Raw genomic sequence first — 24,892 nt, forward strand, 5'->3', positions numbered from 1 at the left:
GAATCATTCAATTATGGAAATAAAACAATACATTAAAGAAAATGAAGCACGCTTCATGGAGGAACTTTTCAGCCTCATCCGTATTCCCAGTATCAGTGCTTTACCCGAACATAAAGACGATATGCTGGCCTGTGCCTTACGTTGGAAAGAACTTTTGTTGACAGCCGGAGCAGACGAAGCCATGGTAATGCCCTCACAAGGCAATCCATTGGTATTTGCACAAAAGCATGTAAGCAATGATGCTCCTACCCTATTGATTTATGCCCACTATGACGTAATGCCTGCCGAGCCGTTGGACCTGTGGAAAAGCCAGCCTTTTGAACCTGAAATTCGTGACGGACACATTTGGGCACGTGGAGCTGACGATGATAAAGGACAAGCCATGATCCAAGTAAAAGCATTCGAATACGTAGTAAAAAACGGACTGCTGAAACACAATGTGAAATTTATTTTCGAAGGTGAAGAAGAAATAGGTTCTCCCAGTCTGAATACCTTCATCAAGGAACATAAGGAATTGCTGAAAGCCGATGTAATTCTTGTTTCAGATACCAGTATGCTAGGCGCGGATCTTCCCTCTCTGACCACAGGTTTACGAGGACTGGCTTATTGGGAAATAGAAGTGACCGGTCCGAACCGTGACCTTCATTCCGGACACTTCGGCGGAGCGGTAGCCAATCCTATCAATACCCTGTGCAGTATGTTAGCCCAAGTCATTGGCGAAGACGGACACATCACTATCCCCCATTTCTATGACGATGTAGAGGAAGTACCGGCAGCCGAACGTGAGATGATTGCACAAATTCCTTTCGACGAAAAAAAATACATGGAAGCCATCGGTGTAAAAGCACTGAAAGGTGAAAAAGGATATTCTACTTTAGAACGTAACAGCTGCCGTCCCTCTTTTGACATTTGTGGCATCTGGGGCGGATATACAGGCGAAGGTTCAAAAACAGTACTTCCCTCAAAAGCATATGCCAAGGTATCGTGCCGACTGGTTCCACATCAAAACCACGCTGTAATTTCCCAATTGTTTGTGGACTATATCCAGTCTATCGCTCCGGAATATGTACAAGTAAAAGTAACCCCGATGCACGGAGGCGAAGGATATGTATGCCCCATCACCTTGCCCGCTTACCAGGCTGCCGAAAAAGGCTTTGCTAAGGCATTCGGAAAAAAACCACTTGCCGTACGCCGTGGAGGAAGTATTCCTATCATCAGCGATTTTGAACAAATCCTAGGTATAAAGACCGTTCTCATGGGATTCGGATTGGAAAGTGACGCCATCCATTCGCCCAATGAAAACTTCTCTCTGGATATATTCCGCAAAGGAATTGAAGCTGTGGTAGAATTCCATCTCAATTATTAATCAATAATAAAAATGAATGCGGCAACAATCTTTAAAACTCTGACAACTGTTACTCTTTCAATAACATTACTAATTACAGGAGGTTGTAACAATATGGAAGCAAAAAAAGAAGAAACAGGAAAGAACACGGCTATAGAAAATATCTTTGCCCGAAAGAGCGTCCGGACCTATACACGCCAACCGATAGAAAAAGAAAAAGTGGATTTATTAGTAAAAGCTGCCATGGCTGCACCGACAGCAGTAAACAAGCAGCCCTGGGCTTTCGTGGTAGTGGATGACCGTAAAGTATTGGATAAACTGGCCGCCGAACTGCCTTATGCCAAGATGACGGCACAGGCTCCGCTAGCCATCGTGGTTTGTGGTGATTTAAGCAAAGCCCTGAACGGAGAAACAGATAGGTACTGGATGCTGGACTGCTCTGCCGCATCCGAAAATCTGTTGCTGGCAGCAGAATCAATGGGGTTGGGAGCGGTATGGACTGCGGTCTATCCGGAGAACGACCGCATTGCAAAGGTAAGGTCAGTCTTGTCTTTACCAGACCATATCATTCCTTTCAATTTGATTCCGGTAGGTTATCCGCAACATCGGGAAGAAGCTAAAGACAAATTCAAGACCGAAAATATCCATTATAACAAATGGTGAACAAAGGTCTAGAAATATAAATTAAGTCGGCTGGTTTAATATAAATCAGCCGACAATCTCTTTCCATTCATCCATAATCAATTTTTCTCAATCTCTATTAGCCTTATCAAGTTTCTTTTTGGCTTTTTCTATCTTGCTTTTAGCTTTATCCAAGGTTTCCCCAACCTCATCGGCTTTATCCTCAATTTGATCTTTGGCATCATCCACCACATCTTCAACCGATTCTTTGGCTTTTTCTATACGCTCCTCGAATTTATCCTTTCCTTTCTTTTCGCCACAAGATGTAACAGCAAACACCGTCATGCACACTAACACTGTAAATAATTGTCTTTTCATACTTTTTCTATTTGATTATAAACTTGATTTTAAACTATGTTCAAATATAAGCATATAGCCTATTTCTTACAAATTCAACCTGTTCTTTGATACATATAAAATCTAAATCCGACAGGAAAAAAACTTATCCCATCAAAAAAAGCCACCATAGCAAGGTGGCTTTCAATATATTAATAAAACATTCAATTCTATACTACCTGTCAAACTACTTTGTAGCAGGAGCCGTTTTAGCAGGAGCCGTCTTTATATTAATAAGAATACTATTTTCAACCCCTTCCTTGGTTACATATATTATTCTATATGCCTTCACCCCTTCTTCTTTCAGAGAAAGAGAAGCACTTTTCAGAGTTGATTCGGGATATTTTTTGGCTATGGCATCTTTAACAGATTGAGGAACCTCTTTCAGGTCTATGTTTTTAAATCCGTCTTCAACGGCAACTGTATCATTCTTTACTTTCATGGTATTATCAGCCATGACAAAAGTTCCTACACCAAAAAGGAATACAAGTGATAAAAATATCTTTTTCATAATGGTTAAATTTAAATGTTTACCTACCGACAGATATCATAAAAGACAAGAAAAATATACATCATATTCAGTCATTTCCTCCCATTAGAATATCTTCGCTAAGTAAGAATACTAAACTAAGAAAATTATATTGAGAACTAAATTATCAAGAAAAGAAGTACATACCAAATATATAAACTAAAGTTTGTGGAAATAAACATTCTTTAATCCACACCAGCTTATGCTTCCACAGGCTTATTTATTCCGGCTTTCCTGATCATTAAGTAAATAGGCTTCTGTAGAGATAGTTGTACAAACGTTTGGCATAATGCAGCAAAATACGTACTTTTGCGACTCATTTATAAAATACAGTTTGAATGAAAGCATTAAAAGAACGCATTTTACGGGACGGAAAATGTTTCGAAGGAGGAATACTGAAAGTAGACAATTTCATCAATCACCAAATGGATCCTATCCTCATGAAATCCATTGCTGTAGAATTTGTACGCCGTTTCGCCTCTACCAATATCAATAAAGTTATGACCATCGAAGCCAGTGGTATAGCTCCCGCCATCATGGTAGGCTACTTACTGGAACTTCCTGTTGTCTTCGCCAAGAAAAAGAAACCCGTCACAATGGAAAATATGCTCACCACCAGTGTATATTCATTTACTAAAGACCGTTCTTATGATGTATGTGTCAGCAAAGATTTCCTGTCCAAAGGAGACCGTGTTCTTTTTATTGACGACTTTCTCGCCAACGGCAATGCAGCCAAGGGTATCATCGATTTGGTAGAAAAAGCCGGAGCCGAACTGTCCGGAATGGGATTCATCATCGAAAAAGCATTCCAACATGGCGGAGATTATTTGCGTAATGCAGGTATCCGCGTAGAATCATTGGCCATCATTGAAAGTCTGGACAATTGTGAAATCAAAATAAGATAACCCCATGCAGGAATCTCAAACCGCCCAATCCAATACCGGACTGATTTACGGATTGAACGACCGCCCCCCTGTACGAGAGGCCATTTTTGCTGCCATACAGCATTTGCTTGCTATTTTTGTAGCCATCATCACTCCGCCTCTTATCATCGCTGGAGCATTAAAACTGGATTTGGAAACCACCAGTTTCCTAGTATCCATGTCTCTCTTTGCCTCAGGTATTTCTACCTTTATCCAATGCAGACGGATAGGAGGCATCGGCACCGGTCTCTTATGTATCCAAGGAACCAGTTTTTCATTTATCGGTCCCATCATCTCGGCAGGTATGCTGGGCGGACTTCCACTGATTTTCGGCACTTGCATCGTGGCATCATCTGTAGAGATGGTCATCAGCCGCATCTTAAAATATACCCGTAAAATAATCACCCCTCTGGTATCGGGCATTGTAGTCACTTTGATTGGAATGAGCCTGATAAAAGTAGGTATCACAGCTTGTGGCGGGGGTGTTTCCGCCCAAAGCAACGGCACTTTCGGAAGTTTTGAGAATCTAGGTCTAGCTCTGCTGGTACTTATCCTCATTATCCTTTTTAATAGAAGTTCCAACCGCTACCTACGTATGAGTTCCATCGTTATCGGTCTGATTATAGGATATTTAGTTGCCTGGGGACTCGGTAGAATTGATTTCTCGGCAGTACAAAGTTTTGGTGGTTTCAATATTCCCCTCCCATTTAAATACGGACTGGATTTCGACTTTTCCGCATTCATAGCTTTGGGGTTAGTATTCTTGATAACAGCCATAGAAGCCTATGGAGACATTACTGCCAACTCACTGATATCAGGAGAACCTGTAGAAGGAAAAACATTCATCAAACGTGCTTCGGGAGGAATTTTGGCAGACGGATTCAATTCGATGCTGGCAGGTATTCTCAACTCTTTTCCAAACTCCGTTTTCGCGCAAAATAACGGTATAATACAACTGACAGGAGTAGCCAGCCGATATGTAGGCTATTACATTGCAGGTTTTCTTATTCTATTAGGATTATTTCCCAGTGTAGGATTAATTTTCTCCCTAATGCCCGAACCTGTATTGGGAGGCGCTACTTTACTGATGTTCGGAACAGTAGCTTCAGCAGGCATTCGTATTATCGCAGCACAGAAGATCAACCGGAAAGCAACATTAGTCATTGCACTTAGTTTCGCTTTAGGTTTAAGTGTAGAAATGGTTCCTGAAATACTATGTCAATTTCCGGAATCAATAAAGAATATTTTCTCATCCGGCATTACAACAGGCGGAGTGACTGCCATCATTTCAAATGCACTGATACGGATGAAAGAGTAAAAACAAGTAATTTTCTCATAATTTGGAACTAAAGCATTAACTTTCTTTGCAAATCAGCCAAGAAAGGGAGAATAATATATATCTTTGTTCCAAAATATGATTATGATTACAGAGGATTTACAGAACCTATATCAAACCTATCTCGGAGAAGTACCCGAAGAGATTGTAGAATTACCCTCATCCGGTTCCAACAGGCGTTATTTCCGGCTGACCGGAACCCAAAAACTGATTGGCGTATACGGCACTGCCAAAGAAGAAAACGAAGCCTTTCTTTATATGGCAGCACACTTCCGCAAGAAAGGTCTTCCTGTTCCAAAAGTATACATCTGTTCTGAAGACAAGAATTGTTATTTGCAAGAAGATTTAGGAGATATCCTGTTGTTCAACGCTATTGAAAAAGGGCGGGCGACCAGCGTCTTCTCCGAAGAGGAGAAAGAAATGCTGCGCAAGACCATCCGCCTACTGCCTTCTATCCAATTTGCCGGAGCAGACGGCTTTGATTTTTCACACTGTTATCCCCAAGCCGAATTCAACCAACGTTCTATCCTTTGGGACTTGAACTATTTTAAATACTGCTTTTTGAAAGCTACCGGCCTGGAGTTTCAAGAAGACAAGTTGGAAGATGACTTTCAAAAAATGAGTGATGTACTGTTACGCAGCTCTTCCGCCACCTTTATGTATCGGGATTTCCAAAGCAGAAACGTGATGATAAAGGATGGAGCACCTTGGTTCATTGATTTCCAGGGAGGACGTAAAGGACCGTTTTTCTATGACGTAGCCTCTTTCTTATGGCAGGCTAAAGCTAAATTTCCCGAAACCCTGCGCAACGAACTGTTGGAAGAATATATAGACGCCCTCTCCAAATACAAACCAGTAGACCGTGATTATTTCTTTAGCCAGTTGCGTCACTTCGTACTCTTCCGCACCTTGCAGGTATTGGGAGCCTACGGTTTCCGTGGCTATTTCGAAAAGAAGCCACATTTCATCCAAAGTGTACCATACGCCATCGAGAACCTGCGACAATTGCTTCATAATGAATACCCCGAATATTCCTACCTGTGTTCCGTACTAAAAGACCTGACCGAACTGAAACAATTTAAAGATGACTTAAAAAAACGGCAACTCACTGTGAAGGTTATGAGTTTTGCCTACAAAAAAGGAATACCCAACGACCCCACAGGCAACGGTGGCGGGTATGTTTTCGACTGCCGTGCCGTAAACAATCCCGGAAAATATGAACGTTACAAACCTTTCACCGGGTTAGACGAGCCTGTTATTCGTTTTTTGGAAGAAGACGGGGAAATATTCCCATTTTTAAATGCTGCCTATTCTTTAGTGGATGCCTCAGTAAAAAGATACATGGAACGAGGTTTCAGCAATCTGTCTGTATGTTTCGGCTGTACAGGCGGACAACACCGTTCTGTTTATTCAGCGCAACACATGGCAGAACATATCAATAAAAAATTCGGTGTAAAAGTAGAACTCATACACCGTGAGCAGAATATAGAACAAACATTTGAAAGAACATTATGAAAGCAATGATTTTTGCCGCCGGACTAGGCAGCCGACTTAAACCTATAACAGACACCCGTCCCAAAGCTTTAGTAACGGTAGGTGGAAAAACCATGTTAGAGCACATCATCTTAAAGCTGAAAGCAGCAGGATTTGATGAAATAGTGATCAATGTACACCACTTTTCCAATCAGATTCTTGCTTTTCTGGAAGCTAACCAGAACTTTGGAGTCAACATACAAATCTCGGACGAAACAGACTGCCTGCTTGATACCGGCGGCGGTTTGGAAAAAGCATACCATTTATTATACCATCCTGAGAATATGTTTACCCAAAAAGGCGAAACCCCGTATGAACTGATATTCGAAAATCTGAACAAAGGGATGGATGAGGAAGAGATAATCGAAAAAACCTTAGGAGTTATGCGGAAAGAATGCTACTTGCTCCACAACGTAGATATCCTTTCCAATTGCGATTTTGAAAGTCTGATGTATTATCACCAGCATAGTCCTAACATCAATGCCACCCTTTTAGTCAGCCAGCGCAAGACCTCCCGTTACCTGTTGTTTAATGACGACAATCTGTTATGTGGCTGGGTCAATAAGGACACCATGGAAACCAAACCGGCAGGATTCCGGTATAGAGAAGGGGAATACCAGGAATACGCCTATAGCGGAATACAAGTGACCACCCCTAAAATTTTACATCTCCTTCCCAAAGGAAAATATTCCATTATCGATTTCTATCTCTCCATATGTCACAGGGTCGACATCCAGTGCTATGTAGAAGATGACTTGCAATTGCTTGATATCGGCAAACCCGAAAATCTGGAAAAAGCGGAAGAGTTTCTCAGTAAATTCTAAGCAGTCCTAAAAATATATCCATAACATAAAACAGTATCCCGCCTAAAATAACCCATTATTTCAGGCGGGATACTGTTTTGTTTGCTAGCAAATAGCTTCTTATTCTTTCGAATAAAATGGGCAGATAAAAAAAGTCGTAATTTTATGAAGTGCCCCCCAAAAGTTTTGTGTTTAACTTTTTTGGGGGGCACTTCTTTATGACCAAAGGTTCAATTTATTTTTCTGAGCTTCTTCCAAAGATACCGTTTTTACCTGCTTGGCACTGTTTTTCAGACGAAGATCCTCATATTCTTTGTTCAGCCTTTCCACAAACTCAAAAGAAGATTCCGGATTCAGCAAACGGGCGGCTACCAAGGCATTCTGTGAAGCATCTTTCATGTGAATGACCGGACCTCCATAAACAGGTGCTATTTTCAAGGCAGTATGCAGCTTGGAAGTAGTGGCTCCTCCAATCATAATGGGAATGTCCAGCCCCGCACGCTTTAACTCTACAGCCACATGCGCCATTTCTTCCAATGATGGAGTAATCAGCCCGCTTAATCCTATTATATCCACCTTTTCCTCTATAGCCTTCCTGACTATCATTTCGGCAGGAACCATCACGCCAAGGTCTATAATTTCATAGTTATTACAAGCCATGACCACTGATACGATATTCTTCCCAATATCATGCACATCCCCTTTTACGGTAGCCATCAATACTTTTCCTGCACTGCGGACACCTTCCTGTTTGTCGGCCTCAATAAGCGGCTGCAAAATCGCTACCGCCTTTTTCATGGTACGGGCAGTCTTCACAACTTGCGGTAAAAACATTTTCCCTGCTCCAAACAATTCTCCGACTTTATTCATACCTTCCATTAGCGGACCCTCAATAATATCCACTGCTTTAGGATACAGTTTAACCGCTTCTGCCAAATCCTCTTCCAAATGATCGCCAATGCCTTTTATCAAGGCATACTGAAGCCGTTTCTCTACCATCGGTTCTTCACGCCACACATCCTGTTTCACCGCTTCTGTTCCGGTCGACGTTCTTTTCAACGCCTCAGCAGTCTCTATCAAACGTTCGGCAGCATCAGGTCTACGGTTTAAGACCACATCCTCTATCCGTTCCAGCACATCAGCAGGAATATCCGTATAGAGCACCGAAGCAGCAGGATTTACAATACCCATATCCATACCTTGACGGATAGCGTGATAAAGAAACACGGCATGCATCGCCTCACGGATATAGTTATTTCCACGGAAGGAGAACGACAGGTTGCTCACGCCGCCACTGACGTGTGCACCGGGCAAATTCTTTTTGATCCATCCGGTAGCCTTGATAAAATCCACCGCATAATTATCATGTTCCTCAATACCCGTAGCCACAGCCAGTACATTAGGGTCGAAAATGATATCATGAGGATTAAAATCCACCTGTTCTGTCAATATTTTATAAGCACGGGCACAGACTTCAATCTTACGTTCAAAAGTATCTGCCTGTCCTTTTTCATCGAAAGCCATCACTACAACGGCAGCTCCCAGTTTTTTTATCAGACGGGCATGTTCTATAAACATCTCCTCCCCTTCCTTCAAAGAAATAGAATTGACAATGGACTTTCCTTGCAGGCATTTCAGTCCGGCCTCAATGACTTCCCACTTGGAAGAGTCAATCATGACAGGTACACGGGCTATGTCGGGTTCGGACATGACCAGATTCAAGAAAGTAGTCATCTCCTCCCGGGCATCCAGCAAACCGTCATCCATATTTACATCAATCACCAAAGCACCGTCTTCCACCTGCTTGCGAGCGATACTTAGCGCTTCCTCATATTTCTTTTCATTGATTAAACGGAGGAACTTACGGGATCCGGCCACATTGCACCGTTCGCCTACATTAATAAAATTCATTTCGGGAGTCTGCTCCAACAGCTCCAACCCGGAAAGCCACAGCCTCTCAGGAGTGGTGGCAGGGATATGAGGAGATACCCAGGCAGAACCGGAAACAATCAATTCCTGATATTTTGCAATATATTCCTCCGTTGTACCACAACAACCACCGATAATGTTTACTAATCCTTCATCGATATATTCCTTCACTTCTGAAGCCATTTCCTCCGGAGTCTGGTCGTACTGTCCCAAACTGTTAGGAAGTCCGGCATTGGGATAGGCACTTATATAATAAGGTGCCCGTGCAGCCAGCCCTTCCAGAAAAGGTTTCAATTGTTTCGCTCCGAACGAGCAGTTCAGGCCGATAGAAAAAATAGGCGCATGCTGTACGGATGCCAGAAAAGCATCCAATGTTTGCCCCGAAAGAGTACGTCCTGCAATATCCGAAACAGTAACAGAAAGCATAAGAGGAACCTCACGCCCTATCTTCTTCATTGCCGTTTCCGCAGCATAAATGGCCGCTTTGGCATTCAGGGAATCGAAAATGGTTTCTATCAGAAGCGCATCCACTCCTCCTTCCAGCAAGGCTTCCATTTGTTCCTGATAGGCAGCGGCCAGTTCATCGTATGTCAAAGCACGCAAGGCCGGATTATTGACATCCGGGCTCATGGAACAAGTTTTGTTGGTAGGACCTACCGAACCTGCTACAAATCTAGGTTTATGAGGGGTCTTTGCGGTATATTCGTCAGCCATTTCGCGAGCAAGTCCGGCAGCGGCCAGATTAATCTCACGGCACAAATCCTGCATATGATAATCTGCCATCGAAATCCGTTGGGCATTGAACGTATTTGTTTCAATAATATCAGCCCCTGCTTCCAGATATTTATGGTGGATATCCTTTATCACATCAGGGCGGGTAAGACAAAGCAAGTCATTATTGCCCTTCATCTGTCCGGGCATCTCAGCAAAACGCTCTCCCCGGAAATCCTGTTCAGACAAATTATACCTTTGTATCATAGTTCCCATTGCACCATCAAGAATGAGAACTCTCTCGTCAATTAGTTGTTTTAATGTAGCCATAAGTCTATTTTTGGGGTACGGATAACACGGATTTCACTTACCTTTTAAACATACGGTCCATTTCGCGACGGTCGTCCTTCTCTTTCAATGACTCGCGCTTATCATATTGTTTCTTACCTTTAGCCAATGCGACAACCAGCTTCGCCAGTCCTTTCTCATTAATAAACAGACGGACAGGGACAATCGTAAAACCGGGGTTCTTTCCGGCTTCTTCCAATTTCCGCAGTTCTTTCTTATTTAACAACAATTTACGTTCGCGACGGGCAGAATGGTTATTGTATGAGCCGTAAAAGTATTCGGCTATGTGCATATTCTTCACCCACAACTCGCCTTGCACAAAATAACAATAGGTATCTACCAGACTGGCTTTGCCCAAACGGATGGACTTTATCTCGGTTCCCGTGAGCACGATACCTGCCGTGTACGTATCGATAAATTCATAATCGAACGATGCACGCTTATTCTTTATATTAATAGGAGTCGGTTTCATTAATTTAAAATAACAGATAACTCATTAAACACAGCGGCAATCAATGCCGGACAAACAATTATAATAACTGAAGCAATCAAGGTGTATCGTGTCAGTTTCTCTTCATTTACCTTCATCAGGGTACGCGCACCCTCGAACACCACGAATATAGTATAAAATTGCAATATCCAATGGAGAATGGAAATAGAGAACAACCCACTGACAATATCGAGCACAAAAGTCACTACCATAGAATAACCTACAAACTGCTGATTTAGTTCATACTGGTCTTCACGTCCTAACAGTTTCTTGCCCAACTGGTCTATGGCGTATGCCGCCAAAAAATATCCTCCGAACAAGGATACAAATATAGCACAACATCGTGTCATTGCTATCTGGAAAGCAGCGACCCCTGCCGTATTCCCAATGAATGTACCTATAAAAACGGACAATCCGCATAAACCTATCATGGGATAAACAAATGCTCCCAGCACTTTACGCCTATCCTCTTCCTTGCCAATTTCCTCCCATGCTTTTGCCGGAGATGAAATCAGCGATATTACTCGTTTAAATAAATCTTTGTAATTCAATGCCTAATCTATTTACCTCAGTTCAACTTCAATGAAATGCAAAGGTAATCAATTCACTGGAATAAACGAATAAAAAAACGCATACTTCTCTTGGGGGAATCAAAAAAATAAGCCTACTTTTATTATAGATTCAGACTTTCTTTATTTGATTCGAAGATTATTTCATCTCATAATAATACATTTAGAGAAATTCTTCTATACCTTAATCAAAAAGAAAGATAACTTCCGGAGAATATATGCTTATCTTTCGATATATTCAACCAGTGATATTCTAAATTCATTAGGTCAAAATAAAAATTTCGCATCCCAAAACTTTCCCATCGGCACAGCTGTTACAGAAATTATGCACGATGCGAAATTAAAATCAAAGTATTATGGATGACAAAGAAAAAAATGCAGAAGTGGCAAAAGCCATAAAATTACCAGACTTGGCATCTTACATGCAAGTAGTAATCAAACAGTTGGAAATAGACAAAAAATGGTCAGCAGTACATACATATACTTATACACTGAAATCCGTTACGGAGTTTTACGGAGGAAAAGGAACACCTGTGCCAATAGATGAAGCTTTCACATCTGGCAGGTTAAAAGAGTATGAGGAATGGATGAGACTGGAAGGAACAAGAAACAGAAAGACCGACAAGAAAAGGTCAGATAGAAAACATGGAGTACCGAAAGGCCTGAGTTTGAATACTATATCAACCTATATGCGAACCCTGAAAGCTGTATATAACCGACTTGCCGATAAAAAAATACTGCCTTATAACCCGAAGCTATTCGATAATGTATACACAAAGGTAGAATCACAGACCAAACGAGCACTGGATACAAAACAAATGAATACACTACTGCACACCGATATAGAAAAATTGCCCAAAGAGATGCAATGTGCATTGGCATATTTCTTACTAATGTTTCTATTCCGGGGAATGCCATTCATTGACCTTGCCCATCTACGAAAACAAGATGTGAAAGGAAAATATATTGTATATAGCCGTCACAAAACAGGACGACAGATAACAGTGCGCATTCCTAAAGAAGCAATAAAACTGATAGAGAAGTTCAAGAATATGAATTATGATTCCATTTATCTATTTCCGATTCTAGACAAAAAAAACGCAGCAAAGGAACAGAGTCAGAAAAATGGAAAAATAAAAAAAGATAAAGAGCTATATATGAACTATCTCCGAGTACTGCGCAACTTCAACTTGAAGCTAGAAAAAATAGCGACATTGTTACTGCCTGATGCAAAGCTCAGTTCATACACGCCGCGCCATACATGGGCGACATTAGCATTTCATGCAGGAGTAAATATCGGTATTATCTGCAAGGCATTGGGACACTCTTCCATTAAGGTGACAGAAACTTACTTGAAACCATTTGAAAACGAAAAGGTAGATATAGCCAATGACGAACTGATAATCTCGGTAGTAGCACATAATGGAGAAAAGGAAGTGGCATGAGGAATATCATATGACAGCCATTCAAATAAAAGAAGAATTACTTACCAAGTAATAGCTTATATTTTTCTCACAGGGTGAGGAAAAGCGTTTCCTTATTCTGTATTTAATAAGAAAAAACATTTCGTCGGATAGAAAAAGATGTAAGAAATATGATTCCGTTTTTGAGATGTCAAAAATGGAAAGAGGTGTCGTGTAATTTTGTAAATTAGTTAAAGTACTGACAGATGCAATATTGTGCTTGTGCTTATGTGTTTTTCTATAATTGAATAAAATATAGTGGATTAATACAGATTTATAAGCTTTTTCTTTGGATTTATGAGGAAATATTCCCTACTTTGTGAAAGTAATCATCCATTACTTGGTAATATTCTTAATCATCTTAAAAATGTACACTTAAATGTTTTATAATCAATATGTTACAAGAAAGGTAATTTTAATGGAGAAACAAATAAGGAACAAAAATAGGAATTAAAGTGATTTCTCATTTTTCTATTTGCACTCTGTTTCTTTCTTTTCGTTTGTTTGCTTTCAGAGTGCATTCCGAGCAATTTTATCTGCTCTCATCATTCGAAGAATTTGCTCCTAACTTTAACTAACAAATTATTTGCAGCTCATAAAGAGAATACAAATTATTATCTCTTGAAGTTGTATTGCTTGTAGCAAAGATAATCTTTTTTGTACAGGCAGCCAAAAATGCCTGCCTATATTTAGTTTAATTTAGTTTAGCATATATAAGGCTAACAAACTAAACCAAACTGGATTTTCATATTACTTTTTGTGATTTTCCCATTCTACCCATACAGCCAAAAGAGAAGATAAGCTCTTGCCTCTTTTCTCTTTTCGCTGCGATACTCTTTTACTTCATAGCCACCTTTTACACACATCCGTACCGAGCAAACTCCCACATGCTCGCATATCAACTTTCGGTCTGCCCGATGGGAATTGTGTCGCAAAGGTATTTGCCATGTCTTTATTGTATGCAAGGTTGTAACCTGAAGGTTCACTACAAAATCTCCACGCTCCGCTTCGCAGAGGTAGTATTTTGTAGTGAAACCCTGCATACATAGCCATGCCATCTGTTGAAGCGACATAATTTCAATCAAGCCCGAAAGTAAGTGAAATGCTACAGGAGGGAAAGTAACAAACTTAAAACTTGGTATTTATGGCAAATTATGCAACCAACATTTTCCACGCAAGAACGGAAAATAAAACAGACCTCGACAAAATAGAGGCTTTCTTGGATGACACTTTCAGCGAATTTACCAATCGATATGGTGATAGTGTAGATGCAGAATTTTCCTCTCGTTGGGTGTATCCAGAAGAAGAAATCAAAAAATTGGTAGAATCGTTGGAGGACAAAGATAAAGTCTATATCAAGATTCTAACCTATGAATTTGAAGACGAGTACGTGAGCTTTAGAATATTCTCTCAGGGAGAATGGAAGGTCAAATTAGTAACTGAATGAGTAGAAGAAGATAAAGTAAAATTATGGTCTATCCTACACTTTGCTTATTCTATAAGAGACACACGGATGGAACGATTGTCGGTGATTTCGACAACAAAATCACTGTTCGTTTCATCTGTGGCAAAGAGAGATTATTAAATACTGTGATGAAGTAATTTTTACAATTTTACAACATAGAAACCATGACACAGATAGCAATGAAATTCGTCCAATGGGATGTGCCCGAATTGGAAAAACTGAAAGATAGCAAGGTTTACAAATTACGGGAACGTCTTGATAATGGCGACAAGTTGAGTCGGGAAGAAAAGAACTGGCTCACCCGCAATGTGAAAGAGTGCTGCCATTTCAAAAGAGGTATCGCTTTAATGGGCTACCGTTTTGACTTCTCCGATGTTCTCAAACGGTATTTCGTGAAACAACACGGACATATTGCCGAATATTATGCCATTGACAAAACCGCACTACGTTCTGTCCTATATGGTCGAATTGAAGATATAATCGAAGTACAATAAAAATCAAAAGAAGCATGAAAGTAACAATTGAACACAGCTTTTGCCCCTATTGTGACGAGGTAACTGAACTTTATTTCCGAATCATTAACACGATTCTTTTTTCTGGCAATGAGGCGGAATTGCGTGAAAGCATGAGACAGTTGGAGAAAAAAACTCCACTTGATGAATATTTCACATACGGTTACGGTGCACGACACCTTTGGGTTTGCCAGCGACGTCCCAGCGACAAAACCAAAATATTCGAGCATCGTATTATGATGGTTGAATTTCAATGACACCTTGGACAAATATCATCGACTGGCTGGAATGGAATCACCCATTTCAGCCTTACTTCCATTTTCCTTTTATAACTTTTTCTTTTGGCTGCGCCACTCCCTTTTGTAGAAACCAGCCATTTGCACAAAGCGAATTGGAAACCACTTTGTGAAAAGTCTGGTTCTTCCTGCCGTTTTTCCTTCCAGTTCCATTTTTTTTCGATGCGGATATCACTATCCTCCAAGGATGGCTACCTACGCTTCTGTCCACTCTTGGCTGACACATTCCTTATGCAGTGGCCTTTTTTCTGATTGGATGGTATTCTGTTTGTTACAGTCTCAATTCAAGCCAGGCATGTCTCGCTTTGGCTTTGCTATTCTTCACTGACTTTCGGACGGATGTCTCGCCTTTGTGCCGACATTTGGATTTGCTCTTTTTCCTTATCATTACCGGTTTACTTGTTTCCCATTTTCCATAATCGCTTTTTATCGAAGCAATCATCATTTTTCCTCTGCAAAGATAGTATGCCGACGGGAACGACATGGTTGTCTTGACCAATGGCGTAGCCGCTTCAATCTTCCTTTATCGAGCCTTCGATTTTACCTGTGGCTAAAAATAAAGCGTATTGACGCGCTATCCTTGGTGCATCCCTTAAACGACATCTACTTTTTAGGCAGTGTAAAAATTGATTTAATAACTTCTAAAAGCAATTCAACATGAAAAAGATTGAAAACAATTTCACAGTAACCGGATTCTTAGGTAAAGACGCTGAAATCCGAGAGTTCACCAACAGCAGTGTCGCACGTTTCCCATTGGCCGTAAGCTGTCAGGAAAGGAATGCCGAGGAAACCAACCGCATTTCAGCCTTTATGAATATTGAGGCTTGGCGTAAAAACGAGAATACTGGGTCATTCGACCAACTGACCAAAGGTACGATGCTCACCATTGAAGGCTACTTTAAGCCTGAAGAGTGGACCGACAAGGTCGGTGTAAAGCACAATCGTGTTGTTATGGTGGCTGTCAAGTTTTATCCTCCTATCGAAAAGGAGGATGTTCCTGAAAAGCCGGTAAAGCCCGTGAAAAAAGGCAAAAAATAATTCTTGCCTTATCATGAACAAAGCGACCTTTTGGTCGCTTTTGTTTTGCTCATGACCGGATTAATACGCATCATACTTTTATAAGTGGCTGTTGCGATGCCAAGCTCCAAATGAAATCTTCACCCGGTAATACTGTTATATTTAGCTCTACTTGATGAACAGGCAGATTACGATTTTCAATAGAAAAAAGAAGACTCTCTCAATTCCATACCTCTGAGCAGCTTTCCAGTCCCTCTTATAACCATATATTCTTCCCAAAAGTGAGGTTACGTCCGCCGTCCATTAATTTTACAGTGCGAAGTTAAGTCGGACGTGAACCCGCAAGGCGCGTTTCATTTGCAGTCAATGCCGTTCAAATGAAATCCTTCGGATGCCGCTTCCTCCTTGCATTGTTCCCTTCTTCCGCCTTGTGGTTTGCACGTAAAATCAAATCCCACCGGACGAGGTAAAAGCCTCTGAAGGGAAGGGAAAATAAAAAATTAGAATGTATGAAACAAATAATTTGGTCAAGTGATGCTCTATTGGATGAAACAGCAAGAGAGTATTATCAAAATTTCAAGCGAGAAGAACTGGACGATGATGCCTACAAGGTCAGCGATGAAGAGTGGTCGGACGAAGTGTATAATGAATTGGGGGATGAGCGGCAGAACCTAAACAAGGATGTCAATGGAGTCATTATTGCATTTGGAGATTTAGGATTGTGGAACGGACGCAAACAAGGCTATCAAATTTTGGGTGACAACATTGCCGGGATATTACAATCTACACAGTATGATGCAGAGTGGTACGGTGACGGCTACGATATACGAGGCCGTATGTCGCACCATGATGGCACGAATTATGTTTTGTACCGTGTCGCTGAAAATCGTGACGACGCAGAACGGATTGCCGCAAAAATCTACAACTATGAAATTGACGAGAATGGTTTTCGCCAAGTTACACGTTCCCTCCACCCCTATGTGGCCGCAGTGTATGGCTGGAAAACTCTACAGGACAACCTCGTTCAGGTAAAATAGCCTGTAACCTGTACTTAAACAAATGCCGTAACGCTTTCTCAAGAGGCTGTTACGCACTTGTGTTTTATGCCGTATATATTCTGCATAAAATGTGGTGGGAAACTATTCCTTTTTACACATTTATGAATGTTCCCGCCCAACTGTTGTAGGTGGCCGCTTGTGCCAGTTTCCTTTTTTAGACTCCGGCCCTCCTTTATAGCCCCATCCAGCTACCCCCTATATTTCTATCCCGCAAGCCTGGTTATTTCCCTGCAAAATTCGATTGCCGGCTGTCCGTCCTGTCAAGGACCGCTGACACTTGCTGCCGTAAAATCTTCCTCTCCGAAATATCGAAGAGTGTATTTTCCGCATCCTCCTTGCCCGTTCTGGCCGCCAATCCCGTGGGCAGAAAAATAATCAACCTTTCGGTACAGGAAGTATCGAAGGGAAATAAATAAAATATTAATCTTAAAATTTGAGGCATTATGACATTCAGAGAATTTATGTTAGAGAACGGTTATGAATTGCAAACAACCTTTTGGAATGATTTTTCCATTGCTGACCGATTTGGTCTTTCGGCGATACAGGACACTTTCAACCGTGCTTTTGAGGAGTGGAAAGAGAACTACAAGTATCTCACGGAACTGGTTTTAGTGCTTAACCATAAGATATGGCAGTATTATGAAACAAGGCCGGAAATTGCGACATTGTATAATACCCTTTGGGCACAAGCCAGTCAATATGCAATGGAGTATCTGAAAGATGACGAGCTAAGCTATTATTATGATGTAACGGATTAAATGTCCCAGCTACTCCCACAGGAACAAAAGAAAGCCGGCTTTTGTCGGCTGCTCTTTGTGGTCATTCCCTTTTTTATCACTCCGTTTTACCCTTGTATAAAACGAAATTATTTCGTTTCAGGCTGCTACCAGTCAGGACTTGTTTTTTCCTGTGCAAAGGTATTGCCACGGAAAAACATTCAAGTACCGCTACGCTATTTGAACACAATTTTTCAGTAGCTTTCCCGATTTTCAATCGCTCAAATGTCGTATACGCCCCATACCGCAACTGTAAAAATTCTGTCCAAATTCCTTGCCTGCTTTTCCTTAAAGGCAATCTTGAATGCACGTAAAAATCAAATCCCGACTGGAGAAGCCTAAAGGCTTCCGAAAAAAGGGAAAAAAAGAACATGATGTTTAATAGCTAAATTTTAAAAGTATGGAAATTCAATTTGTGATTGTTCGTTCAGAAAATGCAGAGTATTTGTGTCACAATGTAAATGGAACGTATGTGGATGTCAGCGACCCATCAACAGAATTTGTTTCTGGAGAGGATGATTTTCGCTTGGTAGAGCCGGACAGCTCCCTAACGCGGAAAGAATACGAGTTTCGTGGAGAACGCTTTTATCTCATGCCTCAATTTTATGGCAATGGCTGGTTAGCACTTACTTTGCAAAGTGTGGAAGATGAAACAGAGTATATCGTGCTATCCGTCAATTTGGAGAACATGGATGCACTCGATTTGCCAGACCGTACATTTATTGATGTGAATCATTATCCGGATGCAATGGAGTTTCTGGAGACAAATAATTTAGCGACCTATTCAGGTTACAAGCGTAGAAGCGGATTTGTGGAATATCCAATGGCGGTATTGAATCTTCCTTTGCTTTATCAGCACGCCCCGCAGATTTTCCAAGAGGCGAATATCGAATGTTTTTAAATGGTTTTTTGAAAGTATGGTACTGATGACTACCAAAGAGATACCGTATCGGTTAAATCCTATCGGTATGGTATCTTCTTTTGCCCGAAGACAGGTGGCATCCCCCTTTTTTACAGATTGCTCCGTGCCCACTTTTTTAATTTCCTTGTTTCCCTTTTATAGAAGCGTAACAGCCTGCTTCTCTTTTACAGCCCTTATGTAATGAATGTTGATGTTTCCTGTCGTTATCCAGACTTTCGCCCGGTCTTGTTTTCGTGTGCAAAATTACGGCGAACGAACGCTATCCAAGTATCGCTACGCTATCCGAAATGAAATTTGACGTAATCTTCCTAAATCATAGATTTCGGTATTCATAAAATTTCATTTCCGATTCCTTGCACTGCGTTCCTGCTTCGTCGTTTGGGACGCACATGAAAAACAACCCTTCCGGCAAAGTCAAAAGACTTGAAAAAAGGGAAAATAAAAAACTTAATTAAAAACGACAACGAGTATGACAATAGAAGAAGTATTACAGCACGATTTAAAATTCAGGTATATGTTATTGGGGCGTTTGCAAGCCGACTGTGAATATTATCTTGGCTTTGGAAACAAAAGTTCTCGTCGTTTGTGGGCTGGTTCTGAAAAGACACAAATTGAATACATGACGAAAATTCACGACAGCTTCCGAGAAAACGAAAAACCCGAATGGCTGACAATGGAGCAAATCAAAGAATACAGCAATGCTATGGAAGTAACACAAGAATAATTCAAAAAAAATACCGTAATGACCTTTAACGGAGGTGTTGCGGTATTACAGTATTACAAATAAGGGGCGGAGTTTGAGAACATACCCTCTTATAATTGAGAGGGTAATAATAGCCCCTCTTTTATAATTATATCATTCTATTCCTTTTTTATATTTCTGCAAAAGGAATAGCATTCTTCTTTTATATTAATTATTTTTCATTTTATCTCCCATCTATTCTTCATCCTATCACCGGTTTGGTTTTATCAGATGCAAAGGTCGGCTATCGCGCTTGATCCTGCTACTTGAAGTGTATTTCTTACAAAATTCTTCCTTCCTGGGCAAGAGTAATTTGGCAAGAAAAGTTGCCGTATGAAGCTGTATCGACATCCGTTTACCGCATCCATAAATCCCAAAACGGTTCAATCAGTAAAGAACCGACAATAGGGAAAAAAGTTAATAATAACCAATTCTTTAAGCATTAAAATCATGCCTAATTATGTAACAAACCGTTTAGAAATAAACGCAGACAGAGAAACAGTACAAAATGTGATGGATTTCTTAAAAGGAAAAACTGATGAAGACAGTACGCCTTGCTATATTGACTTCAACAACATTATCCCTATGCCAAAGGACTTACTGATAGAAGCGTCCACTTCTGGGGAATTTGGTATGCAGTATATCATAGCACAGCAACGTAAACCGTTCAATTCACAGGACGACCTGAAAGTCATTCAATGGATGGAAATTCAGGAGGAAAAAGTCAGGGAAGAAGCATTACAACTTGGAATGACATATCTGAGAAACTGGGGAAAATACGGTTATCCTACTTGGTATGAATGGTCTATTGCCAACTGGGGTACAAAATGGAATGCCTTTAATCAGAATTTTGAAGAACCGAACGTGCTTTGGTTTGATACGGCTTGGGAAGGTGTGCCTCTGCTTATCCAAACACTCTCCGAGATATTTCCGGACGTCGAGTTTCAATATGCCTATGCGGATGAAGACCTTGGTTCCAACGTGGGCAAAGGGACTATCCGAAATGGAGAAACCGACATGACATTCCCCGATAACGGAAGTAACGAAGCCTTTGAAATTGTCTTTTTCGTAAAACCGGGATTAGAGGAATACTTGGAACTGACAGACGAGGGGTATAGGTGGAAAGCCTAAACATCTCCGGACAGACAATATCCGACATGTATTCAGGGTATATCTCAACCGATATATCCTGGATTCCTGTTGCCGGAAGCTCCGTTTATATTTATTCCATTCCACTTCCTTCTTACAATTTCACGCCTCTTGAACCAGTCTTTTTTGACCGTATTTATCCCATCCCTTGGCTGGCCTACTTATCATCTTTGAAGCTGCTTTTACTGAAACCGCCAAACACGCCCTTCAAGAGCTTGCCGACAACCCAGAATACCAGCAATACAATTATAATATCTCCCATAAGTCTTACTTTTATAGTTTTAACAATAATAAAAATACAAAATAATAACCGAAAAACAAATATACGATCCTGATTATCTGAAAATTCTATCAGGAGCCACCTTCATTTGTTCCGTCCTCTTTCGGGTTCTGTTTGACACGCGGACCGCTGGTTTGGCCACGATCAAGTTTTACGCCATATTTATTGAGTATGCGCCAAATAGAACTTTTGCTGCTAAAACCGCTTGCAGCCCAAATGTCATCGAAAGAATGCCCGTTGATATACATATCCACGATTGTCTTATCTCGTTCAGCTTTAGGTAATACCTTCGGCACAGCCGGGGCTTTGATATTCTGGCGTAACTTCTCGACATGAGCGGAATATTTTCGTAGTGCGGCAATTTCTTCCGGAAATGCCCCTATTATCCACAACACATCGGCTGCTGTCGTACCGGGGAATAATTCACCGCGAGTATCAACTCTGTCATGAATGGATATGACACGTACAATTTTGATACGGCATAGTTCGATGAACGCGGCCAGTTCTCTTAAACCGCGTGCAGCATTGCTGAATTTGGATATGACTATTTCATCGCCCCTTTGAAGATTCGCCATAAGCTGTTTCCACATAGGTCTCAATGTTTCATGTTCAACTGTTTCCTCTACGATTTGTACACAACCGTATCGCTGCATCCATTCTCTCTCAGCATCAAAACTGTCATTATTTTCCTTGAATATATAGCCAACTTTTGCCATTTTAATATACATTGTTTTGATAACAAGTGCAAATATAGCACTTTCATTTTAATCTAAAATCATATCGTGGCAAAAATCTCGCTGAATCCTTTTTTTAGCTTTTTTTCTTGCACTTGTTTTCATTGATAATCATATTATTAATATGATACCAAAAATTATACTAAATGCGATATAAAAGAGCTTTTACAATAAAAATAATATATAGATTTGCATCGTTAAATATGAATTGTTAAATATGAAAATTTTAAAATCATACTACAAGACTCCATCATTTTTGACTGGAAGATGTATCGTTTCATTGGCCATATTGGGCCTGATATCATGCAGCGATAGAAATGGCAAATCATTGTCTGAAGCTACGAACGATCCTGCCGGAATATACAGGGAGTACTTATACAATATACGACGTCAGAAAGATTCCTCATTTCAAGTATTGACCAAGCATATCCTACAATGGCAAACTGTAAAAGACTCTGTTTTTAGGTATCTCCGGAATGATACGCTCAGCCACCCCCATTCCAATCAGCGTGAAGAGTGTATCAGACTGCATGATTCTATCCGCACTGAGTTCTCACGCTTAGCCCTCTCAAAGACGCGTACTTATCAGGAACTTTTGGCTCTCAAAGGAGAGTTCTCACCTTATAACAATGATGAGGAACTGCATCATGCCGCTGGAGAAATCCGCCCGTTTTTCAACTCACTGGATAATCTTCCGCTTCATAAGGGTAACAAAGAGGAAATCCTTGCGGCTTACCGCATGTTACTGACTCGAACTATCCGTAACGGCATACATAGCCGCAATGAACTGATTACTTATATCACTAAAGAAGATGCTATATTCCGTGCGTTCCTCTCTCACTTGCACGATTTCGAAGGTGAGAGTATGGCTGACATCACACGTGGTACTGAACAGTGTTGTTCGCAGATATTCTTTGCCGCTGAGAGAAAGGAGATTACCTATCGGGAGGCTATGCTTTATTTGACAATGCGCACCAATCGTCGCCAAATACAAAATATGCAGATTTGTATAGAAGATGTTCGGAACAAAAAAATCAAGACTTCTTCGCAAGCACATGCTTATATATGGATGCTTATCCACCCTTATACTTCACTGGACGGATTCTCTATGACATTGCTTTCCGATAAAGAACGGAAACAACTTGACAGGATGGCGGCACAGACACCTGTGGCGTTCAAAACCTTGAGCCGAATCCTGCAATCGGAAAGTGGTCAACTGACTGAACTGCCAGGAATGCTTATGGATGTTTTCATACAGACGCTCTAACAATATAAAAAAATGAATATGTTACGACATTTTTTCAATGACTTTATGACATTTGTCCCTCTGCAACTACCGCAACTACTCGATGTGACGACAATGGAGGAAGCACAATTCTACGGTGACTACGCCCTACTGAGCTTCCCGCTACGCGACCCTTACGATTTGGAGGAAGTGATGGATCTGTTTGAGGACGATATGGAGCTTATAACTCTCTACCACCACATCCCCACGCACGCTGACAAATTCGGGCATAGCACCTGTGCATACTCCAACCCGGCATTTGGACAGATGTTCAAGATGAATTGCAAGACAGATGCAGACGGTAAGGTAAATAGCATTCTTGTCACCATCTATGATTCTCTTGAGCAGATGTACGGCGAGCTGTGCCTTGATTTGGATCTTCATTCCAAAAGTGGCACATTCAAGTATAAGAAGAACAAAGACGATCTCTTGTTGGATTTCCTTTAATGGTCATGTTATGCGGGACACACTATACCGACAAATGGTTTATTGGATTAGGGAATACCGGACATGGATAGAGGTTGTTGATGACAATTTCTATAAGGAGTATGCTTTGTCAAGAAACGGATATATCAATTACATTGTTTCCCGCACGTTGGTACTGCGGGCTTACAAAGACAAAGGCTCATACGCCAAAGGCATGACATGGACAATTCCGGAACATAAACTGGATAAGGCATTGGCAGCCTACCGTAAGCAGGAGCATACGTTCAAGCAACGTATTAAGAAAGCAGCGATATACCTTTCACCGAGGGACGCCGAAGTTATCATCCTATTGGCCACCCACAATATTGTCCAATTAGAGTTGATGATATCCCCCATTCAAATACGCGAGAAACCCTATTATTTATGATTTGGAATATACTACAACTTATCTTCTGTATAACGCTTTTCGTATTGCCATTAGCATTGTACAAAAGCCACCGTTCTTTTATGGTAAGGTTCTACGATGCTATGATGCACAGTGTAAAGGCTCGTAAACTATATGTACAGGTCGTATTGATTCTGCTATTGCTCTTCCACTATGTTTACATCAGCGGACATGTTGGCGAGTTCGGTGTTTTTCTTTCAACTGCTATCTGTGTCACTATATATTCATTTAGGAGAGCGGACAGATTGTTAAGAGGTTTATGTGACCGACCATGTATGTTTGTCATACTCTCATTGGTGGCTTTGGCCATCAGTTTTGTTCCACACTTGTACACAACGGCGGTAACTGCCGCCTATCTTCTTTTGGCTGCCCTGTTCTATCCCTCTGTTCGGGTTATGACCGAATTTCAGGACATAGGCATAATCTCTGAATGGATGAAATTCCCCAGACTATTAGCCGAAAGTTATTATGACCATCATCACGCGATATTGCCGCAAGATGCGGATAGCGGCAACTATAATCCGCAAATCGAAATGTTCGCGCGTTTCAAAACGAAAAGTTCATTTCACAAAACGAAGCGTATAATTTAAAGCACTCTTTATTCCATTTGAACTGGTCAATTCTAAGCTAAAAATAACAGAAAAATAACTTGCAAATATCAACAAAAATCACTATCTTTACATAGTTAAATTGAGGTCGTTTACCCTCAAATCAGTTCAGTTTTGTATTCCCCTACCCTATCAATATTCTAAAAAAATTCGACCGGCTTCGCCGGTATTTGAATACCTT

Annotated in this window: 28 protein-coding genes; 20 read left to right on the forward strand and 8 right to left on the reverse strand. The window is 40.9% G+C overall.

What is annotated here, in order from left to right:
* Positions 1-13 precede the first annotated feature (13 nt).
* Positions 14-1,366, forward strand: a complete 1,353-nt coding sequence (locus AB5062_RS08975; RefSeq protein WP_228680445.1) for a dipeptidase — start codon at positions 14-16, stop codon at positions 1,364-1,366.
* A gap of 12 nt (positions 1,367-1,378) precedes the next feature.
* Positions 1,379-2,008 (forward strand): nitroreductase family protein, encoded by a 630-nt coding sequence (locus tag AB5062_RS08980; protein ID WP_016270169.1) that lies wholly within the window; start codon positions 1,379-1,381, stop codon positions 2,006-2,008.
* An 87-nt stretch (positions 2,009-2,095) separates the two neighbouring features.
* Here AB5062_RS08980 and AB5062_RS08985 read toward each other — a convergent pair whose 3' ends face one another.
* Positions 2,096-2,344, reverse strand: a complete 249-nt coding sequence (locus tag AB5062_RS08985) for a hypothetical protein (protein ID WP_016270168.1) — start codon at positions 2,342-2,344, stop codon at positions 2,096-2,098.
* Positions 2,345-2,549: 205 nt separating this feature from the next.
* A complete protein-coding gene (locus tag AB5062_RS08990) occupies positions 2,550-2,873 on the reverse strand; it encodes a hypothetical protein (RefSeq protein WP_118292244.1) in 324 nt (107 codons plus the stop codon).
* 356 nt (positions 2,874-3,229) lie between these two features.
* Here AB5062_RS08990 and xpt point away from each other — a divergent pair, with 356 nt between their 5' ends.
* From xpt to AB5062_RS09010, 4 genes are all read left to right on the forward strand, one after another.
* Positions 3,230-3,796 carry a xanthine phosphoribosyltransferase gene (gene xpt, locus AB5062_RS08995; protein ID WP_005847479.1) on the forward strand — a complete coding sequence of 189 codons (567 nt, stop codon included), beginning with the start codon at positions 3,230-3,232 and terminating at the stop codon, positions 3,794-3,796.
* 4 nt (positions 3,797-3,800) lie between these two features.
* A complete protein-coding gene (locus AB5062_RS09000) occupies positions 3,801-5,132 on the forward strand; it encodes a nucleobase:cation symporter-2 family protein (protein WP_032952472.1) in 1,332 nt (443 codons plus the stop codon).
* A gap of 102 nt (positions 5,133-5,234) precedes the next feature.
* A complete protein-coding gene (locus AB5062_RS09005; RefSeq protein WP_032952583.1) occupies positions 5,235-6,665 on the forward strand; it encodes an RNase adapter RapZ in 1,431 nt (476 codons plus the stop codon).
* Positions 6,662-7,507, forward strand: a complete 846-nt coding sequence (locus AB5062_RS09010) for a sugar phosphate nucleotidyltransferase (protein WP_005847471.1) — start codon at positions 6,662-6,664, stop codon at positions 7,505-7,507. Before AB5062_RS09005 ends, AB5062_RS09010 begins: the two co-directional genes overlap by 4 nt.
* A 195-nt stretch (positions 7,508-7,702) precedes the next feature.
* Here AB5062_RS09010 and metH read toward each other — a convergent pair whose 3' ends face one another.
* Genes metH through AB5062_RS09025 form a run of 3 tightly spaced genes read right to left on the reverse strand, consistent with a single transcriptional unit; the run spans position 7,703 to position 11,515 of the window.
* Positions 7,703-10,456, reverse strand: a complete 2,754-nt coding sequence (metH, locus tag AB5062_RS09015) for a methionine synthase (protein WP_032952584.1) — start codon at positions 10,454-10,456, stop codon at positions 7,703-7,705.
* Positions 10,457-10,493: 37 nt separating this feature from the next.
* Complete coding sequence (gene smpB / locus AB5062_RS09020) at positions 10,494-10,946, reverse strand: SsrA-binding protein (RefSeq protein ID WP_005847465.1); 453 nt, start codon at positions 10,944-10,946, stop codon at positions 10,494-10,496.
* On the reverse strand, positions 10,946-11,515 hold the full coding sequence (locus tag AB5062_RS09025; RefSeq protein ID WP_005847462.1) for a Yip1 family protein: 570 nt from the start codon (positions 11,513-11,515) through the stop codon (positions 10,946-10,948). Before AB5062_RS09025 ends, smpB begins: the two co-directional genes overlap by 1 nt.
* A 374-nt stretch (positions 11,516-11,889) precedes the next feature.
* Between AB5062_RS09025 and AB5062_RS09030 the strand changes: the two genes are divergently transcribed.
* Entirely contained in the window at positions 11,890-12,978 is a 1,089-nt protein-coding gene (locus AB5062_RS09030) for a tyrosine-type recombinase/integrase (protein WP_016270161.1), read from the forward strand.
* Positions 12,979-13,769: 791 nt separating this feature from the next.
* Here AB5062_RS09030 and AB5062_RS09035 read toward each other — a convergent pair.
* Positions 13,770-14,069, reverse strand: a complete 300-nt coding sequence (locus AB5062_RS09035; RefSeq protein ID WP_009040977.1) for a hypothetical protein — start codon at positions 14,067-14,069, stop codon at positions 13,770-13,772.
* A gap of 71 nt (positions 14,070-14,140) precedes the next feature.
* Between AB5062_RS09035 and AB5062_RS09040 the strand changes: the two genes are divergently transcribed.
* From AB5062_RS09040 to AB5062_RS09050, 3 genes are all read left to right on the forward strand, one after another.
* On the forward strand, positions 14,141-14,443 hold the full coding sequence (locus AB5062_RS09040) for a hypothetical protein (protein ID WP_004323452.1): 303 nt from the start codon (positions 14,141-14,143) through the stop codon (positions 14,441-14,443).
* Between the two features lie 182 nt (positions 14,444-14,625).
* Positions 14,626-14,955 (forward strand): hypothetical protein, encoded by a 330-nt coding sequence (locus AB5062_RS09045; protein ID WP_004323450.1) that lies wholly within the window; start codon positions 14,626-14,628, stop codon positions 14,953-14,955.
* A gap of 14 nt (positions 14,956-14,969) precedes the next feature.
* Positions 14,970-15,230: a hypothetical protein gene (locus tag AB5062_RS09050; protein ID WP_004308737.1), complete on the forward strand. Its 261-nt coding sequence runs from the start codon at positions 14,970-14,972 to the stop codon at positions 15,228-15,230.
* A 69-nt stretch (positions 15,231-15,299) separates the two neighbouring features.
* Here AB5062_RS09050 and AB5062_RS09055 read toward each other — a convergent pair whose 3' ends face one another.
* Positions 15,300-15,422, reverse strand: a complete 123-nt coding sequence (locus tag AB5062_RS09055; RefSeq protein WP_255344247.1) for a hypothetical protein — start codon at positions 15,420-15,422, stop codon at positions 15,300-15,302.
* A 504-nt stretch (positions 15,423-15,926) separates the two neighbouring features.
* On the opposite strand from AB5062_RS09055, the gene AB5062_RS09060 reads away from it, so the two are divergent.
* From AB5062_RS09060 to AB5062_RS09085, 6 genes are all read left to right on the forward strand, one after another.
* The gene (locus tag AB5062_RS09060; RefSeq protein WP_009040978.1) at positions 15,927-16,307 is read left to right on the forward strand and encodes a single-stranded DNA-binding protein; all 381 of its coding nucleotides are present in this window, start codon (positions 15,927-15,929) and stop codon (positions 16,305-16,307) included.
* Positions 16,308-16,795: 488 nt separating this feature from the next.
* Entirely contained in the window at positions 16,796-17,323 is a 528-nt protein-coding gene (locus AB5062_RS09065) for a hypothetical protein (protein ID WP_004308734.1), read from the forward strand.
* A 464-nt stretch (positions 17,324-17,787) separates the two neighbouring features.
* The gene (locus AB5062_RS09070; RefSeq protein WP_007218095.1) at positions 17,788-18,102 is read left to right on the forward strand and encodes a hypothetical protein; all 315 of its coding nucleotides are present in this window, start codon (positions 17,788-17,790) and stop codon (positions 18,100-18,102) included.
* A 418-nt stretch (positions 18,103-18,520) separates the two neighbouring features.
* Positions 18,521-19,021, forward strand: coding sequence for a DUF4313 domain-containing protein (locus tag AB5062_RS09075; RefSeq protein WP_009040980.1), 501 nt, complete (start codon positions 18,521-18,523; stop codon positions 19,019-19,021).
* 490 nt (positions 19,022-19,511) lie between these two features.
* Positions 19,512-19,766, forward strand: coding sequence for an LPD11 domain-containing protein (locus AB5062_RS09080; RefSeq protein WP_008640428.1), 255 nt, complete (start codon positions 19,512-19,514; stop codon positions 19,764-19,766).
* A gap of 468 nt (positions 19,767-20,234) precedes the next feature.
* Positions 20,235-20,915: a hypothetical protein gene (locus tag AB5062_RS09085; RefSeq protein ID WP_004308730.1), complete on the forward strand. Its 681-nt coding sequence runs from the start codon at positions 20,235-20,237 to the stop codon at positions 20,913-20,915.
* A gap of 369 nt (positions 20,916-21,284) precedes the next feature.
* Here the strand turns inward: AB5062_RS09085 and AB5062_RS09090 are convergent, their stop codons facing one another.
* The gene (locus tag AB5062_RS09090) at positions 21,285-21,929 is read right to left on the reverse strand and encodes a recombinase family protein (RefSeq protein WP_007218098.1); all 645 of its coding nucleotides are present in this window, start codon (positions 21,927-21,929) and stop codon (positions 21,285-21,287) included.
* Positions 21,930-22,164: 235 nt separating this feature from the next.
* Between AB5062_RS09090 and AB5062_RS09095 the strand changes: the two genes are divergently transcribed.
* Genes AB5062_RS09095 through AB5062_RS09110 form a run of 4 tightly spaced genes read left to right on the forward strand, consistent with a single transcriptional unit; the run spans position 22,165 to position 24,693 of the window.
* The gene (locus tag AB5062_RS09095; protein WP_009040981.1) at positions 22,165-23,214 is read left to right on the forward strand and encodes a hypothetical protein; all 1,050 of its coding nucleotides are present in this window, start codon (positions 22,165-22,167) and stop codon (positions 23,212-23,214) included.
* An 18-nt stretch (positions 23,215-23,232) separates the two neighbouring features.
* Positions 23,233-23,679 carry a hypothetical protein gene (locus AB5062_RS09100; RefSeq protein ID WP_009293478.1) on the forward strand — a complete coding sequence of 149 codons (447 nt, stop codon included), beginning with the start codon at positions 23,233-23,235 and terminating at the stop codon, positions 23,677-23,679.
* A gap of 10 nt (positions 23,680-23,689) precedes the next feature.
* Complete coding sequence (locus AB5062_RS09105; RefSeq protein ID WP_008640424.1) at positions 23,690-24,085, forward strand: hypothetical protein; 396 nt, start codon at positions 23,690-23,692, stop codon at positions 24,083-24,085.
* The gene (locus tag AB5062_RS09110) at positions 24,082-24,693 is read left to right on the forward strand and encodes a hypothetical protein (RefSeq protein WP_368326863.1); all 612 of its coding nucleotides are present in this window, start codon (positions 24,082-24,084) and stop codon (positions 24,691-24,693) included. The genes AB5062_RS09105 and AB5062_RS09110 overlap by 4 nt, the downstream gene beginning before the upstream one ends.
* The last annotated feature ends 199 nt before the right edge of the window (positions 24,694-24,892 follow it).

This window comes from Phocaeicola sp. RTP21359st1_B8_RTP21360_211022, assembly GCF_040911965.1.
GTDB classification, from domain to species: Bacteria; Bacteroidota; Bacteroidia; order Bacteroidales; family Bacteroidaceae; genus Phocaeicola; species Phocaeicola vulgatus.

What these genes read in the sequence shown, in the direction of transcription:
- AB5062_RS08975 (WP_228680445.1), top strand. Translation starts at nt 14, where the DNA reads ATGGAAATAAAACAATACATTAAAGAAAATGAAGCACGCTTCATGGAG.
- AB5062_RS08980 (WP_016270169.1), top strand. Translation starts at nt 1,379, where the DNA reads ATGAATGCGGCAACAATCTTTAAAACTCTGACAACTGTTACTCTTTCA.
- AB5062_RS08985 (WP_016270168.1), bottom strand. Translation starts at nt 2,344, where the DNA reads ATGAAAAGACAATTATTTACAGTGTTAGTGTGCATGACGGTGTTTGCT.
- AB5062_RS08990 (WP_118292244.1), bottom strand. Translation starts at nt 2,873, where the DNA reads ATGAAAAAGATATTTTTATCACTTGTATTCCTTTTTGGTGTAGGAACT.
- xpt (WP_005847479.1), top strand. Translation starts at nt 3,230, where the DNA reads ATGAAAGCATTAAAAGAACGCATTTTACGGGACGGAAAATGTTTCGAA.
- AB5062_RS09000 (WP_032952472.1), top strand. Translation starts at nt 3,801, where the DNA reads ATGCAGGAATCTCAAACCGCCCAATCCAATACCGGACTGATTTACGGA.
- AB5062_RS09005 (WP_032952583.1), top strand. Translation starts at nt 5,235, where the DNA reads ATGATTACAGAGGATTTACAGAACCTATATCAAACCTATCTCGGAGAA.
- AB5062_RS09010 (WP_005847471.1), top strand. Translation starts at nt 6,662, where the DNA reads ATGAAAGCAATGATTTTTGCCGCCGGACTAGGCAGCCGACTTAAACCT.
- metH (WP_032952584.1), bottom strand. Translation starts at nt 10,456, where the DNA reads ATGGCTACATTAAAACAACTAATTGACGAGAGAGTTCTCATTCTTGAT.
- smpB (WP_005847465.1), bottom strand. Translation starts at nt 10,946, where the DNA reads ATGAAACCGACTCCTATTAATATAAAGAATAAGCGTGCATCGTTCGAT.
- AB5062_RS09030 (WP_016270161.1), top strand. Translation starts at nt 11,890, where the DNA reads ATGGATGACAAAGAAAAAAATGCAGAAGTGGCAAAAGCCATAAAATTA.
- AB5062_RS09035 (WP_009040977.1), bottom strand. Translation starts at nt 14,069, where the DNA reads ATGTCGCTTCAACAGATGGCATGGCTATGTATGCAGGGTTTCACTACA.
- AB5062_RS09040 (WP_004323452.1), top strand. Translation starts at nt 14,141, where the DNA reads ATGGCAAATTATGCAACCAACATTTTCCACGCAAGAACGGAAAATAAA.
- AB5062_RS09045 (WP_004323450.1), top strand. Translation starts at nt 14,626, where the DNA reads ATGACACAGATAGCAATGAAATTCGTCCAATGGGATGTGCCCGAATTG.
- AB5062_RS09050 (WP_004308737.1), top strand. Translation starts at nt 14,970, where the DNA reads ATGAAAGTAACAATTGAACACAGCTTTTGCCCCTATTGTGACGAGGTA.
- AB5062_RS09055 (WP_255344247.1), bottom strand. Translation starts at nt 15,422, where the DNA reads ATGGAACTGGAAGGAAAAACGGCAGGAAGAACCAGACTTTTCACAAAG.
- AB5062_RS09060 (WP_009040978.1), top strand. Translation starts at nt 15,927, where the DNA reads ATGAAAAAGATTGAAAACAATTTCACAGTAACCGGATTCTTAGGTAAA.
- AB5062_RS09065 (WP_004308734.1), top strand. Translation starts at nt 16,796, where the DNA reads ATGAAACAAATAATTTGGTCAAGTGATGCTCTATTGGATGAAACAGCA.
- AB5062_RS09070 (WP_007218095.1), top strand. Translation starts at nt 17,788, where the DNA reads ATGACATTCAGAGAATTTATGTTAGAGAACGGTTATGAATTGCAAACA.
- AB5062_RS09075 (WP_009040980.1), top strand. Translation starts at nt 18,521, where the DNA reads ATGGAAATTCAATTTGTGATTGTTCGTTCAGAAAATGCAGAGTATTTG.
- AB5062_RS09080 (WP_008640428.1), top strand. Translation starts at nt 19,512, where the DNA reads ATGACAATAGAAGAAGTATTACAGCACGATTTAAAATTCAGGTATATG.
- AB5062_RS09085 (WP_004308730.1), top strand. Translation starts at nt 20,235, where the DNA reads ATGCCTAATTATGTAACAAACCGTTTAGAAATAAACGCAGACAGAGAA.
- AB5062_RS09090 (WP_007218098.1), bottom strand. Translation starts at nt 21,929, where the DNA reads ATGGCAAAAGTTGGCTATATATTCAAGGAAAATAATGACAGTTTTGAT.
- AB5062_RS09095 (WP_009040981.1), top strand. Translation starts at nt 22,165, where the DNA reads ATGAAAATTTTAAAATCATACTACAAGACTCCATCATTTTTGACTGGA.
- AB5062_RS09100 (WP_009293478.1), top strand. Translation starts at nt 23,233, where the DNA reads ATGTTACGACATTTTTTCAATGACTTTATGACATTTGTCCCTCTGCAA.
- AB5062_RS09105 (WP_008640424.1), top strand. Translation starts at nt 23,690, where the DNA reads ATGCGGGACACACTATACCGACAAATGGTTTATTGGATTAGGGAATAC.
- AB5062_RS09110 (WP_368326863.1), top strand. Translation starts at nt 24,082, where the DNA reads ATGATTTGGAATATACTACAACTTATCTTCTGTATAACGCTTTTCGTA.